This window comes from Streptomyces sp. NPDC006487 (assembly GCF_042870555.1).
GTDB lineage: Bacteria > Actinomycetota > Actinomycetes > Streptomycetales > Streptomycetaceae > Streptomyces.
The window spans coordinates 278667-294086 of the sequence record NZ_JBIAHN010000003.1; the positions used below are offsets into that span (position 1 = coordinate 278667).

The following is a 15420-nucleotide window of genomic DNA, read 5'->3' on the forward strand; positions in this document are numbered from 1 at the left end:
CCCGCACCCGGATCTCCCTCCTCGCCCCGCTGGCCGCCTGCCCCACCTCCCCGCCCCGCATGGAAGCGAGAGCACCGATGCCCAGATCCCTTCCCTGGTCCAGAGCAGCCAGGTCCTCCGGTCACGCCCCGGCCGGCGACGGCTCCACCGGTCGCCCGTCCGCCGCCCGCCCCGCCGCCCGCCGGTACGCGCTGCCCGTCGCCGCACTGGCCGTCGTCGGCCTGGTCGCCTCCTGTTCCGGCCCTCCCAAGGGTGACGGGAGCCGGAAGGACGCAGCCTTCAAGCTGTCCGCCGGTACCCCCGCCGCCGCGGGTGAGCTCGACTCGTTCACCTGGGCCGTGTACGCGGAGCCGCCGACGCTGGACTACATCTCGGCCTTCGACTACCCGGCGAACACGATCCTGTCGAACGTCTGCGAAAGCCTCATGCGGTGGACCCCGCAGCTCACGACGGCTCCGGGGCTGGCCGAGAAGGCCACCAACCCCAATGACCTGACCTGGGTCTACGACCTGCGCGCGGGCGTGCGCTTCCACGACGGCGGCACGATGACCGCCGACGACGTGGTCTACAGCCTGGGCCGTCAGATGGACCCGCAGAACGGGGCCGCCTGGAACAGCAACTTCTCCAACGTCGAGGCGATCACCAAGACCGGCCCGCTCCAGGTGACGGTCAAGCTGAAGCAGCCCGACTCGCAGTTCCCCCAGTACATGGCGACCGCCGCCGGCGCAGTGTCCTCCAAGGCCGGGGTGGAGAAGGCGGGCGAGGACTACGGCACCACCGGCAGCCTGGACTGCACCGGTCCCTTCAAGCTCGGCACCTGGAACAAGGGCCAGTCGATCGAGCTCCAGCGCTTCGACGGCTACTGGGGCGCCAAGGCCAAGTCCGCGAAGGCCGTCTTCACCTTCCTCACCGACGCCAACGCCCGGACGAACGCCCTGCTGAGCGGCGAGGCCGACGGCGGCTACCTGATCCCCACCGAGAGCTACGACCGGCTGCGCGCGAGCGGCGCCGGCACGCTCTACTTCGGCGAGGGCCTCAGCACCGTCAACGTCAACGTCACGAGCATGAAGGGCGCGCTCGGCGACGTCCGCGTCCGCCGGGCCCTGTCCCTGGCCCTGGACCGCCGCGGCTTCGTCCAGGCGGGTCTGGGCGGCGCGGGCACCGTCACCAGCTCGCTCACCACCAAGGCGGTCTGGGCCGGCGCCCCGGCCGCAGCCCGCGCGTCCGCCTTCGACACCCTGCCCTCCCCCGAGCAGAACATCGAGGCGGCCAAGCGGATGGTCGAGGAGGCCGGCGCCACCGGCAAGACGCTGACCATGGCCACCAGCTCGATCGGCCAGGACGTCTCGGTGCTGGCCACCGCGGTCCAGGACGCCGGCACCAGGATCGGCCTGAAGATCGAGCTGAAGACCATCGCCCCCAACGCGTTCACCTCGCTGTTCACCGACCCCGCGGCGCGCGAGGGCATCGACATGTTCCCGGAGACGTACTACGACTCCATCACCGACCCGATGGACCTGCTGAGCAACTTCCAGACCGGGGCCTACCAGAACTACGCCGGCTACAGCGACGCGTCCTACGACGCGCTGACCGACAAGGCCCGCTCCGCGTACGACCCGGCCAAGCGCTTCTCGGCGGCCGCCGAACTCCAGAAGAAGGCCTCCGACCAGGTCCTGTGGATCCCGGTCGCCGAGTGGCCGACCGCGGTCTTCCTGAACAAGCGGATCACCGGCGCCCCCACCACCATCTCCTACCTCTATTCCCCGTGGGCCGCCGGCGTCGGGGCGGCCGCGCGATGAGTTTCCTGCGCTTCGCCGTACGGCGGCTGGCCGAGATGGCCGCCACCCTGCTCGGCGCCTCTTTCGTGATCTTCGGCGCTCTGTACCTGGCTCCGGGCAATCCGGCGAGCTTCCTCCTGGGCGGCCGCTCGGCCTCCCCGGAGGCACTGCAGGCGATCAACGAGCACTACCACCTGGACGACCCCTTCGCCGTGCGCTACCTGAACTGGCTCGGCCAGGTGGTGCAAGGGGACTTCGGCCGCTCGATCACGTACCGCACCGACGTGTCGCGGCTCCTCGCGGACCGGCTGCCCAACACCCTGATGCTGATCTCGATGGCGCTCGTACTGGTCCTCGTGTTCGGGCTGCTCCTGGGCTGGATCGGCGCCGTCCGCGGCGGGGCCGCCGACTCCGCGATCCTGGTGACGACCACCGTCGCCATCGGCACCCCGTCGTTCGTCGCGGCGGTCCTGTTGCAGGGCCTGTTCGCGGTCAAGCTGGGCTGGTTCCCCACCGGCGGGGCCGGCGACGGGTTCGGGCAGATGCTGTGGCACCTGACCCTGCCCGCCATCGCCCTGGCGCTCTACCTGATCGGGATGCTCGCCCGGGTCACCCGGGCCGCGATGCTCGAAGTCCTCGGCCAGGAGCACGTCACGGTCGCCCGCAGCCGGGGCGTGTCCGCGAGCCAGGTCATCCGGCGGCACGTCTTCCGCAACGCGCTGGGCACCGTGCTCACCACCGGCGGGCTCATCGTCTCCACACTGCTGGTCTGCACCATCCTGGTGGAGTCGGCGTTCAGTGTGGGCGGCATCGGCCAGCTCCTCGAACTGTCCACCACCACCAAGGACTTCCCCACCGTGCAGGCCATCTCCCTCATCATGGTCGCGCTGTTCATGACGGTGAACCTCGTCGTCGACCTGCTCCATCCGCTGGTCGATCCCCGGGTCACCCTCGGCCCCGCGAAGAAGGCCTCGTGAGCTCCGTCCTGGTGCGCCGGCCGGGCCTCGCCCGGCTCCGGACCTCCCGCGCCCCCCTCTCCCTGTTCTGTACGGGCTTCGTCGCCCTCGTCGTCCTCGTCGCGGTGCTCGCCCCCTGGATCGCGCCCTACGATCCCAACTCCGTCGACCTGGCCAACGCCCTCGCGGGCCCTTCGGCCGATCACCTCCTGGGCGTCGACGCCTCCGGGCGCGACACCTTCTCCCGGCTGGTCCTGGGAGCCCGTACCTCGCTCCTCGGCCCGCTCGGCGTGGTCACCTTCTCCACCGCGGCCGGCGTGGCGATCGGCACCGCCGCCGCCTGGCGGGGCGGCTGGCTGGACTCGGTGCTCTCCCGCAGCACCGAGCTGGTCTTCGCCTTCCCCGGCATGCTGCTGGCGATCCTGATCGTCTCGGTCTACGGCGAGGGCCTGCTGGCCCCCGTCATCGCCCTGGCGATCGCCTACCTGCCCTACGTCAGCAGGCTGACCCGTTCCCTCGTCCTGGCCGAGCGCGCCCGCCCCTACGTGGAGGCGTACCAGGTCCAAGGACACTCGGGGGCGCAGATCTGCCTGCGCCACGTGGTCCCCGCCGTCATGCCCGTCGTCCTCGCGCAGTCCGCGATCAACTTCGGCTACGCCCTGATCGACCTGGCCGGCCTCGCCTTCCTCGGGCTGGGCGTACCGGCCCTGACCCCCGACTGGGGCCGCATGGTCTTCGACGGCAACGCCGCCATCCAGGCCGGCTACCCGCTCGCGTCGATCGTGCCGTGTGCGGCCATCGTGCTGACCGTGGTCGCCTTCAACGTCGTCGGCGAGGCCTGGGCCGACAAGGTCGCAAGGAGAGCCCGATGACCTCACTGAACACCCTTGAGATCGAGGGCTTGCGGCTCCACCTGCCGGGCACCGTACGGCCCGTCCTCGACGGCGTCGGGCTCACCGTCGGCGCCCGGGAGACCGTGGCCCTGGTCGGCGAGTCCGGCTCGGGCAAGAGCCTGACCTCGCGCAGCGTGCTGCGGCTGCTCCCCGAAGGGGCCCGGACGGAGGGCGAGGTGCGGGTGGCCGGGGACGACGTGCTCACCATGACTCCGGGACAGTTGAAGGTGCTGCGCACCAGCACGGCGGCGATGATCTTCCAGGACCCCCGGGCCGCGGTCAATCCGATGCGCCGCGTCGGGGACTTCCTCACCGAGAGCCTGCGGCTGAACGCCAAGGCGACCAAGTCGGTCGCCGAGGACCGGGCGGTGGCCATGCTGGAGGCCGTCGGCCTCACGGCGGGCGCCCTGCGCAAGTACCCCGGGCAGCTGTCCGGCGGCATGCTGCAACGGGTCGTGATCGCCGCGGCGCTGATGGGCGATCCGGCCCTGATCCTCGCCGACGAACCCACCACGGCACTGGACGTCACCACGCAGGCCGAGGTGATCGGCCTCCTCGGCGATCTGCGCGAACGCTTCGGAACGGGGCTGCTGTTCGTCACCCACGACCTCGGCCTCGCCGCCGCGATCAGCGACCGGGTGTACGTGATGTACGCGGGCCGGATCGTGGAAACGGGCCCGGCCGCCGAGCTGTTCGCCCGTCCCCGCCACCCGTACACGGCGGCCCTGCTGAACTCCACCCCGCGCCTGGACGCCCCCCGCGGGCGGCTCGCGGCGATCGAGGGCCGGCCGCCGAGCCTGCGGGAGGAACTGAGCGGATGCCCGTTCGCCGCGCGCTGCGCGCTCGCGACCGGCGTGTGCACGCGGGAGGCTCCGGCGCTGCTCCCGGTCATCGGGGAGCCGGACCGGCTCGCCTCCTGCCACCACGGCGAGCTGATCGCCGAGCAGGAACGCGAACGGGAACGGGCGGGGACCCAACGGACGGGGACACAGCGGAAGGAACTCCACCCATGAGTACCGCTACTGGCACGAGCACCGGCACCACGACCGCCGCGACGAAGACCGTCCTGGAGGTCCTGGGCCTGCACCGGACCTACGGGAGCGTCCGGGCCGTGGACGACGTGTCGTTCCGGCTGGCCGAGGGCGGCTCCCTGGGCATCGTCGGCGAGTCCGGTTCGGGCAAGACGACCACGGCCCGCATCGTGGTGGGTCTGGAACGCGCGGACGAGGGCCGGGTGTTGATCCAGGGCCGCGACCGGGGCGACCACGCGCGCGGCAAGGCGCGCCGGCTCGCCCGGGCCCGCGAGGTCCAGATGGTCTTCCAGGACCCCTTCTTGTCCCTGGACCCGCGCACCACGGTGGGCGCGGCCCTGCGGGAGACCCTCGCCCTGCACTTCCCCGGCGCCGACCACACGCGCCGGATCACCGAACTGCTCGACCAGGTCGGCCTCGGCGCCCGCGAGGCGGACGCACAGCCCCGGCAGCTGTCGGGAGGACAGCGCCAGCGCGTGGCGATCGCCCGCGCGCTGGCGGTCGAGCCGGCCGTCCTCGTCCTCGACGAAGCGGTGGCCGCCCTGGACGTCTCGGTGCAGGCGCAGATCCTGAACCTGCTCTTCGACATCCGCGAACAGACCGGCATCGGCTATCTGTTCATCACCCATGACCTCGGCGTCGTGCGCTGCGTGACCGATGACGTGATCGTCATGCGGAGCGGCCGGATCGTCGAGTCGGGCCCGACGCAACAGGTGCTCGCCGACCCCCAACACCCTTACACGCGCCTGCTCCTGGAGTCCGTGCCCCGCCCGGGGTGGGATCCGCGGAGCATCGCCGCCGCGCGCCGCGCCCTGTGAGGGGGGCCGCGGGTGCGTCGGCGCCCGCGGCCCATCGGTTCACCCGTTCCACGCCATCGCGCATCCACGCTGGACTGATCGGAGATCAGAGATGAACGAGCACGTAGCAGGGAAGCTGGACAGACGAGGGTTCCTGGCCGCGGCCGGCCTCACGGCCGCGGGAGCGGCACTGGCATCGGTGGGCGGGCAGGCCTTCGCGGCCGGCCGGCCGTCGGCCGCGGCCGCCGGGGCCTTCTCCGTACCGTGCGAGACCGTCCGGCACACCCGGACCTGGATGGCGTGGCCGGACCGGACCTCCATCTGGGGCAACAAGCTGGCCGGGGTGCAGGCGAACATCGCGCTCATCGCGAAGACCATCGCGAAGTACGAACCGGTCGTGATGCTCGCCAACCCCGCGAGCCTCTCGAAGGCGAAGAGCGCCTGCGGGACGTCGGTCACCGTCATCAGCTCGATCCCCGTCGACGACTGCTGGATCCGTGACAGCGGCCCGGTGTTCCGCACCAACGGGGCGGGCGGCGTGGACGCGTTCGGCACCAACTTCAACGGATGGGGCAACAAGCAGAGCCACGCCAAGGACGCCCTGGTGGCGGGCCGTGTCGCCGCCTACGCCGGGGTGGCGTTCAGCACCGCCGCGTTCGTCGGCGAGGGCGGCTCGGTGGAGACGGACGGCGCCGGCACCCTCATGGCCACGCGCAGCTCCCTCATCAACTCCAACCGCAACCCCAACATGAGCCAGGCGCAGCTGGAGGCGGGCATGTGCGCCGCCTACGGCGCGTCCAAGGTGATCTGGTTCAAGGGCATCTCCGGCCAGGACATCACCGACGACCACGTGGACGCCACGTCCCGGTTCCTCGAAGCGGGCACGGCCCTGGTCCAGATGCCGCTCGCGAGCGACAACGACATCTGGGCGAAGGACGCGCGCGAGCAGTACCAGGTCCTGTCCACCTCCACCAGCGCCCAGGGCAGCCCGATCGCGGTCACCAAGCTCCAGGGCCCCGACTACAACAAGATCCGCTCCACGAACCCCGACTTCGTGGCCTCGTACGCCAACTACTACGTGTGCAACGGCGCGGTGATCTCCTCGCAGTTCGGTGACACCCGGGCCGACGCCGCGGCCAAGGCCACCCTCCAGCAGCTCTTCCCGGGCCGGGTCGTCGTGCAGCTGAACACCGACAGCCTGGGCGGGGGCGGCGGCGGCATCCACTGCGTGACCCAGCAGCAGCCCGTCGGGTAACCGCTCCCCCACCCGTCCGGCCCCCCGCTGTCCGCGGGGGGCCGGTTCCGTTCCTGCGGGGCTGCGGGCCCTGCTGCCCGCACGGCTCTACGGGGCGACGTCGTCCCAGGCCATCGCGCTCATCCGCCAGCCCTCGGGCGTGCGGACGTACTGGGTGGTCTTGTGGCCGGTGCCCTCGAACCAGGTTCCGTCGAGGTATCCGGACTTGCGGTACTCGCTGAACCGGTGCGCGATCGAACCGAAGACCTCGGTCCGCTCGGCGACCTCCCATTCGCGGAACTCCGTCAGCGTCCCGTCGGTGAGGATCTTCTCCCGCGGCTCGATGAAGCCGTCGAGGTCGTAGATCACGGGGTCGCCCCCGATGTTCTTGATGATCATCCCCTGGGGAATGAACACCTCGCGGACGGCGCCCAGATCCGGCCGCCCCCCGTCGGCGTTGCTGAACGCGCCGAGGAAGACGCTCATCAACCGGTCCAGCTCGGCCTTGACTTCGGACACGCGTACCCTCCCAAGAGCAAAGATTCCCGGCCGATCTTCGCCCACCCCCGGCACCAGGGCAATGGTCCGGGCGGTCGGGGCCCGGGCCGGCGCCGCTCCCCCCGTGGTCCTGCCCACCCTCTACGCCCGGGTCGGCGAGCACCTCTACCCGGACGGCTCGGTGGACTCGCGGCCCATGCGGCCGGCCGCGTCCGGCGCGGAGCGTCCGGAGGGAGACCACACGGGCCTGGACGTGTGCGTGACCGCCACCCACCTGGACGGACTGATCCTGGGCCGGTCCGCCTTCCGGCACCAACGACGAACCCCGGGTCCGGGTACGACGACAGAGCCGGTCAAAGCGACGTTTCGTCACTTTGACCGGCTCTGTCTGGTCGATCGACCTCTGTGTCCGAGGGGGGACTTGAACCCCCACGCCCGATAAAGGGCACTAGCACCTCAAGCTAGCGCGTCTGCCATTCCGCCACCCGGACTAGGTGGTCGGCCCCGGTTTCCCGCGGCGACATGGACAACAATAGCAAAGGTTCGGCGGGGTTCCGACCAGGTATTTCGCCCGGCCCGAGTCCGACGCGCCGCGCTGACCTGCGGGCATGTCCGGGGGGTGGGCCCGCTGATTGAGCGAGACGCGGTGTCTCGCCGCGTGGGGACTCCCCGTTCCCGCGCTCTCCCGCCACCAGGTCCCCGCCCGTGGTCTTCATCGAGTACCGCAGGGCCCCGGGGGCTCCCGGATGCTGATACCGGCTGGACACGGGCGGGCCGAGGCGATCGGATGGGCGCCGCACGTTCGACTCCTGGGGGGAATCGCGCATGGAATCCGAGCATCGCGTCAGCACGCTGGAGCTCTTCTTCGACCTCGTCTTCGTCTTCACCATCACCCAGCTGACGGTGCTGCTCGCGGACGACCTCACCCTGCGCGGCGCCGGGCGGGTGCTGCTGATCTTCACGGTGCTGTTCTGGATGTACGGCGGCTACGCGTACCTGACCAATCAGGTACCGCCCGACCGGCCCGTGCGCCGCTTGCTGATCCTGCTCGCCATGGGGGCGTTCCTGGTGTGCGCCCTGGCCGTGCCGACGGCCTTCGGGGACGGCGGGGTCGCCTTCGGGCTCGGCTACCTGGTCGTCGTGATCATGCACAGCGCGCTGTACAGCCAGGCCCACGGGCGCGGGGTGCTGTGGTTCGCGCTGCCGAACGCGCTGTCCGCGCTGTCGGTGACGGCCGCCGGGCTGTTCGACGGGGCGGCGGCCCTCGGGCTGTGGGGGCTGGCGCTGCTGTTCCAGTTCGTCACGCCCGCCATCTCGCGGCGGGCGGCGGCCACCGGGGCCGACGCCGTCGAGGGCAAGACCATCGAGGACCAGCTCGGCGGGATCGGGGCCGCGCACTTCGTGGAACGGCACGGGCTGCTGCTGATCATCGTGTTCGGCGAGTCGGTCATCGCCGTCGGCATCGGCGTGGGCTCGCTGCCGCTGACCTTCGGGATCATCGTCGGCGCGTTCCTGACGCTGGCCGTCGGGGCCGCGCTGTGGTGGATGTACTTCGTACGGGACGAGGGGCGCGCCGAGCGCGTCTTCGCGGGCTGTCCCCCGGACCGGCGTTTCAAGCTGGCGCTGCGCGCGTACTACTACTGCTTCATCCCGATGCTGCTGGGCATCGCGGCCTTCTCGGCGGGCGTGAAGAAGAGCATCGGGCACCTGGGCGAGCAGCTGCCGGCCGGGCCCGCCCTCGCGCTCGCGGGCGGGGTCGCCTGCTATCTGGCCGGGGACGTCGCCTTCCGGCTGGTGCTGGGGATCCGCCCGGTACGGTTCCGCGCGCTCGCGGTGGTGCCCGTACTGGCCACGGCCGCGGCGGGCATGCGGATCGGTGCGGCCTGGCAGCTGACCGCGCTGGTCCTGGTGCTCGTGGGCGCGCTGGCGGCGGAGTCCCGCGCCGCCGGGCCCGACACGGGCCCGGCCGGGGCCGGGCCCACGGGCGAACCCACGACCGAGACCTCGGCCGAACCCGCCGCCGAAACCGCGACGGGAACCGCCGCGGGCTCCGGCCCGGGCGTCACGGGCAGCTGATGACCTGGCCGGCGTAGGAGAGGTTTCCGCCGAAGCCGAAGAGGAGGACGGGCGCCCCGGAGGGGATCTCGCCGCGCTCGACCAGCTTGGACAGGGCCATCGGGATGGAAGCGGCCGAGGTGTTGCCGGAGTCGACCACATCGCGGGCGACGACGGCGTTGACGGCACCGATCTTCGCGGCGAGCGGCTCGATGATCCGCAGGTTCGCCTGGTGCAGGACGACCGCGGCCAGGTCCTCGGGGGTGATCCCGGCCTTCTCGCACACCTTGCGGGCGAGCGGGGGGAGCTGGCTGGTGGTCCAGCGGTAGACGGACTGGCCCTCCTGGGCGAAGACCGGCGGCGAGCCCTCGATGCGGACCGCGTTGCCCATCGAGGGGACGGAGCCCCACAGGACCGGGCCGATACCGGGCTCCTCGCAGGCCTCGACCACGGCCGCGCCGGCGCCGTCGCCGGTCAGGACGCAGGTCGTGCGGTCGGTCCAGTCGGTGATCTCGGTCATCTTGTCGGCCCCGATGACCAGTGCCCGGGTGGCGGCGCCGGCCCGGATCGCGTGGTCGGCGGTGGCCAGGGCGTGGGTGAAGCCCGAGCAGACGACGTTGATGTCCATCACGGCGGGGCTGGAGCCCATGCCGAGCTTGGCCGCGACGCGGGCGGCCATGTTCGGGGAACGGTCGATCGCGGTGGAGGTGGCGACGAGGACGAGGTCGATGTCGTCCGGGGTCAGACCGGCGCTCGCGAGGGCCTTGCCGGCGGCCTGGTAGGCCAGCTCGTCGACCGGCTCGTCGGGTCCGGCCATGTGCCGGGTCTTGATCCCGACGCGGGACCGGATCCACTCGTCGTTGGTGTCCACCATGGCGGCGAGGTCCTCGTTGGTGATCACCTTCGAGGGTTGGTAGTGCCCTAGCGCCACCACGCGTGAACCGGTCATGGGCGGGGTCCCCCCTTGTAAGGCAGTCAGGATTTACCAGCTTTGCCTGCTACTGATGGGTACAAGGGCGCGTGACCCGACAGGATTCAGTGCCCGGAATTTGGAGCTTCCCGAGGGTCCTCCAGCCAGGGAAGGTGCCGGGCGCGGATCCTGGAGAATGGGTGCTCCCGGCGTGGGAAAAGCCGGTCGACGACAGAACAGGTGGACTGATCACATGGGACGGGTCACCGAACGCCGTCGCGTCGTCCGGATCCGGGGCGGCGTGGCGGGGGCCCGCGCGGACACGCTGGTGGCCGAAGAGCCGCTGGAGATACGGCTGAACGGCAAACCGCTGGCCATCACCATGCGCACCCCGGGTGACGATTTCGCGCTGGCCGTGGGCTTCCTGGCCAGCGAGGGAGTGCTCGCCTCGGCCTCGGACGTCCGGGCCGTGACCTACTGCGAGGGCGCCGCCGAGGACGGAACGAACACCTACAACGTGGTGAACGTACAGCTCGCCGCCGGAGTTCCGGTGCCGGACATCACGCTGGAACGGAACGTCTACACCACCTCCTCGTGCGGCCTGTGCGGGAAGGCCAGCCTGGACGCGGTGCGCACCGCGACCCGGTTCCCTGGGCTCGCGGACGATCCCGTACGGGTGGGCGCGCGGGTCCTCGGGGAGCTGCCGGACCGGCTGCGCGCGGAGCAGAAGGTGTTCGAGCGCACGGGCGCCCTGCACGGCGCCGGGCTGTTCTCGGCGGGGGGCGAGCTGATCGACGTACGGGAGGACGTGGGCCGGCACAACGCCGTGGACAAGATCGTCGGGCGGGCGCTGCAGGCCGGCCGGCTGCCGCTGGCGGGTTCGGTGCTGCTGGTGTCCGGGCGGGCTTCCTTCGAGCTGGCGCAGAAGGCCGTGATGGCGGGCATCCCCGTGCTGGCGGCCGTATCCGCTCCGTCCTCGCTCGCGGTGGACCTGGCGCTGGAGGCGGGGCTGACGCTGGTCGGGTTCCTGCGGGGCGGGGACATGAACATCTACGCGGGCGAGGAACGGATCGACCTGACGGCGTGAGCGAGGAGCGGCGGGGGCCGCGGGGCGGGGCTGTCCCGCGGCCCCCGCCGCCCCCGACCTCACACGGGTCACTTGTCCGCCATGACCCCCGCGCCGGTGTGCTCGGTGCCCGCCGGGGCCTCGATGGTCTGGCTGTACGGGTTGTCCTTCGACGCGGGCCGGACCTTCTGGGCGGCCTTGTGCGGGGTGCCCGCCGGGGCTTCGACCGTGTGGCTGTAGGAAGATCCGCCGCCCCTGGGGGCGCCACCGCCGTTGTCCGCGGCGTGGGCGGCCCCGCCGAGGGCGAGCGTGCCGAGCAGGGCGGCGGCGGAGACGGCGGCGATGCGCTTGTTGAGCTTCATGAGGGGCTCCCTGGTGGTTCGGGGTTTCTTGCTGACACCCAGAACGTAGAAGAACCGGACATTTCCTCGCTCTAACGCTTTCCGAACCCGGACCCCCTCCGCGCTTACTCCGCCCCGATCAGCGCTTGCGGCGGCCGCGGCGGGAGGCGGGCTCGGCCGGCTTCGGATCCGGTGGGTCGATGCGGTGGAGGTCGAGGGTCGCCGGGAGCGGGGTGGCTCCGGGGCCTCCCGTTTCGGCCCAGGCGATGATCTCGTCGGTGGCGGTGTCGTCCAGGGCCCAGCCGAACCAGACCGCGCGGGCGCCCCGGCGGCGGGCCTCCGTCGTGGGCTGGACCACGATCACGTTGGCCTGCGCGCAAGGGCCGAGGCAGTCGCTCGTACGGACGGCCAGGCGCCCGCCGGAGGCGGCCGCGGCCTCGTTCAGCCGGGCCAGTTGTCCCGCGTGGTCGGTGCCGGGGTTCTTGCGGGGGTCGCCGCAACAGCAGCCCCGGCAGACCACCAGGGTGCAGGGGCGCGGGGCGTGGGCGGAGAGCGGGCGTATCCAGGTCACCGCCGCACGTTACCGGGCCTGCGGGACCGGGTGTTGGGGGGTGTGCGAGACCTCCGCCACATGCCCGGCGGCGCGTTCGTGCTGTTCCGGGGCCTGTGGGGCTTCCGTGAACTGCGGGTCCCGGGTGGCCTGCGGCTCCCGGGTGGCCTGCGGGTCGTGGGAAGCCTGCGGGTCCCGCGCGCGACGGCGGGCGAGTACCGCGCAGACCATCAGCTGCATCTGGTGGAAGAGCATGAGCGGCAGCACGGCGAGGCTCGCCTGGGCGCCGAACAGGACGCTGGCCATGGGGAGTCCGGCGGCCAGGCTCTTCTTCGACCCCGCGAACTGGATGGCGATCCGGTCCTCGCGGGTGAAGCCGAGGCGCTTGGCCCCGTACCAGGTGGCCGTCAGCATCACGGCGAGGATGACCGCCTCCACGGCCATCAGTCCGCCGAGCCGCGGGAAGCTGACCTGGCGCCAGATCCCGGCGACCATGCCCGCGCTGAAGGCGGTGTAGACGACGAGCAGGATCGAGCCGCGGTCGACGTAGCCGAGGACCTTCTTGTTGCGGACGAGGAGCCCGCCCACCCAGGAGCGCAGGGCCTGGCCGAGGAGGAAGGGCAGGAGCAGCTGGAGGACGATCTTCACCAGCGAGTCGAGGGAGAAGCCTCCCGCACTGTTGCCGAGCAGGCCCGCGGCGAGGAGGGGGGTGAGGAAGATGCCGATGAGGCTGGAGAAGGAGCCCGCGCAGATCGCGGCTGGGACGTTGCCGCGGGCGATCGAGGTGAAGGCGATGGAGGACTGGATGGTGGAGGGCACCAGGCAGAGGAAGAGCAGGCCGCTGTAGAGCGGGGGCGTGAGAACGCCGGGCACCAGGGCGTGCGCGGCGAGGCCCAGGAGGGGGAAGAGGAGGAACGTGGAGGCGAGCACGGTGAGGTGGAGCCGCCAGTGGCGCATTCCGTCGAGGGCCTCGCGGGTGGAGAGCCGGGCGCCGTAGAGGAAGAAGAGCAGGGCCACCGCCGCGGTGGAGGCGGCCTCGGCCACGGAGGCGGCCGCGCCGCGGGCGGGCAGCAGTGCGGCGAGGCCGACGGTGGCGAGCAGACCCATGATGAACGGGTCCACGGGGAGCCGGGCGGGAAGGTGCGGGCGGCGGCGCATGCGGATGCTCACTTGCTGGGGTCGGCGGGCGGGCGGGACTGGGCGGTACGGAACCCGAGCGGACTCGAGGGGACTCGAGGGGACTCGAGGGGACTCGACGAGCTCCCTTTTCATTCTCGGGGGCGGGCTGGTGATCGGGAAACCCGTACACCGATCTCACTGTCATCACGGAACGCGATGAGCGGGAGTAGGGTCAGCGGTGTGTACGACCCCGTTCAGCTGCGCACCTTCCTCACCGTCGCCCAGACCCTGAGCTTCACGCAGGCCGCCGCCCGGCTCGGCGTGCGCCAGTCCACGGTCAGCCAGCACGTGCGCCGGCTGGAGGAGGCCACGGGCCGGCCCCTCTTCCTGCGCGACACGCACAGCGTGGAGCTCACCGAGGACGGCGAGGCCCTGCTCGGTTTCGCCCGCTCGATCCTGGAGGCCAACGAGCGCGCGGCGGCCTTCTTCGCGGGGACGCGGATCCGGGGCCGGCTGCGCTTCGGCGCCTCGGAGGACTTCGTGCTGACCCGGCTGCCGGAGATCCTGGAGGCCTTCCGGCACGAGCACCCGGAGGTGGAGCTGGAGCTGTCCGTGGAGCTGTCGGGGACCCTGCACGAGCGGCTGGACGCGGGCCGGCTGGACCTCGTACTCGCCAAGCGGCGCGGGGACGGCGACGAGCGGGGACGCCTGGTGTGGCGGGACCGGATGGTGTGGATCGGGGCGGAGGGGCTGCGGGTGGACCCGGACCGGCCGGTCCCCCTGATCGTCTTCCCGCCGCCGGGGATCACGCGGGCCCGGGCGCTGGACGTGCTGCAGGCCGACGGGCGGCCGTGGCGGATCGCCTGTACGAGCGGCAGCCTGAGCGGCCTGATCGCGGCGGCGCGTGCGGGGCTCGGCGTGATGGCCCATACGCGGGGACTGATTCCGCCGGGCCTGGTCCGGGTCGGCGGGCTGCCGGACCTCGGCACGGTGGAGTTCGCACTCCTGCGCGGCCCCCGCGGCTCCGCCGCCGCGGAAGCCCTGGCCGCGGCCATCCTGTCGGGCGCGGACCGCCTGACCCGAACCGCGTAGGGGGCTCGCGCAGCCGGGGGGCACGGCTCCGCAGCCAGGGGGCACGGCTCCGCAGCCAGGGGGCACGGATCCGCAAGCCGGGTCCGCCCGCAAGACGCAGGGGAGCCGCGTCCAGGCGGGAGCCCCTCGGCCCTGGCGCCGACCTGCGGTCCAGCGGGGTGAGCGTCGTCGACGGCCCGGCCCTGGGCGGCGGCGGGGCGGGGCGCCCGCACGCTGCGGCCGGGCAGCTCGGCGCGGCGATCGGGATCATCGCGGCCGAGGCCGCCCCACCGCTCCCCTGACCTGGGAACCAGGACGTCCCGGTGGGCCGAATGTGCTGCCGTTCGCCGCATCGTGCGTTTAGGGTCGCGGTACGCCAACCGGTCGTGGCACGCCAACCGGTCGCGGTCCGGCGGGAATTCGTACGCCACGAACAGAACGAGCAGGGGGACGCACGTGAAGATCGCGGTACTGGGGACCGGTGAGGTCGGGCAGCGGCTGGCGGGGAAGCTGGTCTCCGTCGGACACCAGGTCACGATGGGGTCCCGTACGGCGGACAACGCCGATGCCGCACGGTGGGCCGCCGGGACGGGTGGCTCCCACGGGACCTTCGCCGAGGCCGCCGCCTCCGCCGAGCTCGTCGTCAACGCGACCGGCGGGCTGGTCTCGCTCGCGGTGCTGGAGGCCGCCGGGGCCGGCAACCTCCGGGGGAAGACCGTCGTCGACGTCTCCAACGCACTGGACTTCTCCGAGGGGTTCCCGCCGAAGGTGGTCACCCCGGACGGCCACAGCGTCGCCGAGCAGCTCCAGAAGGCCTTCCCCGAGGCGCGGATCGTCAAGACGCTCAACACCATGAACAACGCCGTCATGGTCGATCCCGGCCGGGTGCCCGGACACCACACCGTGTTCGTGAGCGGCGACGACGCCGGCGCCAAGGCGGAGACCACGGCGCTCCTGCGCTCCTTCGGCTGGGCGCCCGGGCAGATCACCGATCTCGGCGACCTGTCGAGCGCCCGCGCCACGGAAGCCCTGATGGCGCTGTGGCTGCGCCTCTACGGGGTGCTCGGCCCGGTGGACTTCAACCTCTCCGTGGTCACCGCCTAGGCCACGTCCGGGCACCC

Annotated in this window: 16 protein-coding genes and 1 tRNA gene; 11 read left to right on the forward strand and 6 right to left on the reverse strand. The window is 72.0% G+C overall.

Going from position 1 to position 15420, the window contains the following annotated elements:
* Window positions 1-77: 77 nt before the first annotated feature.
* From ACFYM0_RS06440 to ACFYM0_RS06465, 6 genes are all read left to right on the forward strand, one after another.
* Window positions 78-1799, forward strand: coding sequence for an ABC transporter substrate-binding protein (locus tag ACFYM0_RS06440; protein ID WP_388497236.1), 1722 nt, complete (start codon window positions 78-80; stop codon window positions 1797-1799).
* Window positions 1796-2755: an ABC transporter permease gene (locus tag ACFYM0_RS06445; RefSeq protein WP_388497239.1), complete on the forward strand. Its 960-nt coding sequence runs from the start codon at window positions 1796-1798 to the stop codon at window positions 2753-2755. The genes ACFYM0_RS06440 and ACFYM0_RS06445 overlap by 4 nt, the downstream gene beginning before the upstream one ends.
* Entirely contained in the window at window positions 2752-3606 is an 855-nt protein-coding gene (locus ACFYM0_RS06450) for an ABC transporter permease (protein WP_388497243.1), read from the forward strand. Before ACFYM0_RS06445 ends, ACFYM0_RS06450 begins: the two co-directional genes overlap by 4 nt.
* Window positions 3603-4640 carry an ABC transporter ATP-binding protein gene (locus tag ACFYM0_RS06455; protein WP_388497245.1) on the forward strand — a complete coding sequence of 346 codons (1038 nt, stop codon included), beginning with the start codon at window positions 3603-3605 and terminating at the stop codon, window positions 4638-4640. The genes ACFYM0_RS06450 and ACFYM0_RS06455 overlap by 4 nt, the downstream gene beginning before the upstream one ends.
* Window positions 4637-5476, forward strand: coding sequence for an ABC transporter ATP-binding protein (locus ACFYM0_RS06460; protein WP_388497247.1), 840 nt, complete (start codon window positions 4637-4639; stop codon window positions 5474-5476). Before ACFYM0_RS06455 ends, ACFYM0_RS06460 begins: the two co-directional genes overlap by 4 nt.
* Window positions 5477-5567: 91 nt before the next feature.
* Window positions 5568-6710: an agmatine/peptidylarginine deiminase gene (locus ACFYM0_RS06465; protein WP_388497250.1), complete on the forward strand. Its 1143-nt coding sequence runs from the start codon at window positions 5568-5570 to the stop codon at window positions 6708-6710.
* A gap of 87 nt (window positions 6711-6797) precedes the next feature.
* Here ACFYM0_RS06465 and ACFYM0_RS06470 read toward each other — a convergent pair whose 3' ends face one another.
* Both ACFYM0_RS06470 and ACFYM0_RS06475 read right to left on the reverse strand, forming a co-directional pair.
* Window positions 6798-7208: a DUF4440 domain-containing protein gene (locus ACFYM0_RS06470; protein WP_388497253.1), complete on the reverse strand. Its 411-nt coding sequence runs from the start codon at window positions 7206-7208 to the stop codon at window positions 6798-6800.
* A 385-nt stretch (window positions 7209-7593) separates the two neighbouring features.
* Window positions 7594-7678: transfer RNA gene (locus ACFYM0_RS06475), tRNA-Leu, on the reverse strand.
* 334 nt (window positions 7679-8012) lie between these two features.
* On the opposite strand from ACFYM0_RS06475, the gene ACFYM0_RS06480 reads away from it, so the two are divergent.
* Window positions 8013-9263 carry a low temperature requirement protein A gene (locus ACFYM0_RS06480; protein ID WP_388497256.1) on the forward strand — a complete coding sequence of 417 codons (1251 nt, stop codon included), beginning with the start codon at window positions 8013-8015 and terminating at the stop codon, window positions 9261-9263.
* Here the strand turns inward: ACFYM0_RS06480 and ACFYM0_RS06485 are convergent.
* Entirely contained in the window at window positions 9250-10191 is a 942-nt protein-coding gene (locus ACFYM0_RS06485) for a beta-ketoacyl-ACP synthase III (protein WP_327256070.1), read from the reverse strand. The genes ACFYM0_RS06480 and ACFYM0_RS06485 overlap by 14 nt on opposite strands.
* Window positions 10192-10405: 214 nt before the next feature.
* On the opposite strand from ACFYM0_RS06485, the gene fdhD reads away from it, so the two are divergent.
* Window positions 10406-11239, forward strand: a complete 834-nt coding sequence (fdhD, locus tag ACFYM0_RS06490; RefSeq protein ID WP_388497258.1) for a formate dehydrogenase accessory sulfurtransferase FdhD — start codon at window positions 10406-10408, stop codon at window positions 11237-11239.
* Window positions 11240-11307: 68 nt separating this feature from the next.
* Here fdhD and ACFYM0_RS06495 read toward each other — a convergent pair whose 3' ends face one another.
* From ACFYM0_RS06495 to ACFYM0_RS06505, 3 genes are all read right to left on the reverse strand, one after another.
* The gene (locus ACFYM0_RS06495; protein WP_388497261.1) at window positions 11308-11580 is read right to left on the reverse strand and encodes a hypothetical protein; all 273 of its coding nucleotides are present in this window, start codon (window positions 11578-11580) and stop codon (window positions 11308-11310) included.
* 118 nt (window positions 11581-11698) lie between these two features.
* Window positions 11699-12130 (reverse strand): (2Fe-2S) ferredoxin domain-containing protein, encoded by a 432-nt coding sequence (locus ACFYM0_RS06500; RefSeq protein WP_388497263.1) that lies wholly within the window; start codon window positions 12128-12130, stop codon window positions 11699-11701.
* Between the two features lie 9 nt (window positions 12131-12139).
* The gene (locus tag ACFYM0_RS06505) at window positions 12140-13267 is read right to left on the reverse strand and encodes a bile acid:sodium symporter family protein (protein WP_388497266.1); all 1128 of its coding nucleotides are present in this window, start codon (window positions 13265-13267) and stop codon (window positions 12140-12142) included.
* A 201-nt stretch (window positions 13268-13468) separates the two neighbouring features.
* Here ACFYM0_RS06505 and ACFYM0_RS06510 point away from each other — a divergent pair, with 201 nt between their 5' ends.
* The 3 genes from ACFYM0_RS06510 to ACFYM0_RS06520 all read left to right on the forward strand — a co-directional run bounded on the left by ACFYM0_RS06510 (window position 13469) and on the right by ACFYM0_RS06520 (window position 15403).
* Window positions 13469-14320 (forward strand): LysR substrate-binding domain-containing protein, encoded by an 852-nt coding sequence (locus ACFYM0_RS06510; protein WP_388497267.1) that lies wholly within the window; start codon window positions 13469-13471, stop codon window positions 14318-14320.
* A gap of 158 nt (window positions 14321-14478) precedes the next feature.
* A complete protein-coding gene (locus ACFYM0_RS06515; protein ID WP_388497270.1) occupies window positions 14479-14601 on the forward strand; it encodes a hypothetical protein in 123 nt (40 codons plus the stop codon).
* Window positions 14602-14755: 154 nt separating this feature from the next.
* The gene (locus tag ACFYM0_RS06520) at window positions 14756-15403 is read left to right on the forward strand and encodes an NADPH-dependent F420 reductase (RefSeq protein WP_388497271.1); all 648 of its coding nucleotides are present in this window, start codon (window positions 14756-14758) and stop codon (window positions 15401-15403) included.
* Window positions 15404-15420 lie beyond the last annotated feature (17 nt).

Excerpts from the sequence above, each read along its gene's own strand:
- ACFYM0_RS06480 (WP_388497256.1), top strand. The coding sequence starts at position 8,013 with ATGGAATCCGAGCATCGCGTCAGCACGCTGGAGCTCTTCTTCGACCTC.
- ACFYM0_RS06465 (WP_388497250.1), top strand. The coding sequence starts at position 5,568 with ATGAACGAGCACGTAGCAGGGAAGCTGGACAGACGAGGGTTCCTGGCC.
- ACFYM0_RS06455 (WP_388497245.1), top strand. The coding sequence starts at position 3,603 with ATGACCTCACTGAACACCCTTGAGATCGAGGGCTTGCGGCTCCACCTG.
- ACFYM0_RS06445 (WP_388497239.1), top strand. The coding sequence starts at position 1,796 with ATGAGTTTCCTGCGCTTCGCCGTACGGCGGCTGGCCGAGATGGCCGCC.
- fdhD (WP_388497258.1), top strand. The coding sequence starts at position 10,406 with ATGGGACGGGTCACCGAACGCCGTCGCGTCGTCCGGATCCGGGGCGGC.
- ACFYM0_RS06505 (WP_388497266.1), bottom strand. The coding sequence starts at position 13,267 with ATGCGCCGCCGCCCGCACCTTCCCGCCCGGCTCCCCGTGGACCCGTTC.
- ACFYM0_RS06485 (WP_327256070.1), bottom strand. The coding sequence starts at position 10,191 with ATGACCGGTTCACGCGTGGTGGCGCTAGGGCACTACCAACCCTCGAAG.
- ACFYM0_RS06440 (WP_388497236.1), top strand. The coding sequence starts at position 78 with ATGCCCAGATCCCTTCCCTGGTCCAGAGCAGCCAGGTCCTCCGGTCAC.
- ACFYM0_RS06495 (WP_388497261.1), bottom strand. The coding sequence starts at position 11,580 with ATGAAGCTCAACAAGCGCATCGCCGCCGTCTCCGCCGCCGCCCTGCTC.
- ACFYM0_RS06460 (WP_388497247.1), top strand. The coding sequence starts at position 4,637 with ATGAGTACCGCTACTGGCACGAGCACCGGCACCACGACCGCCGCGACG.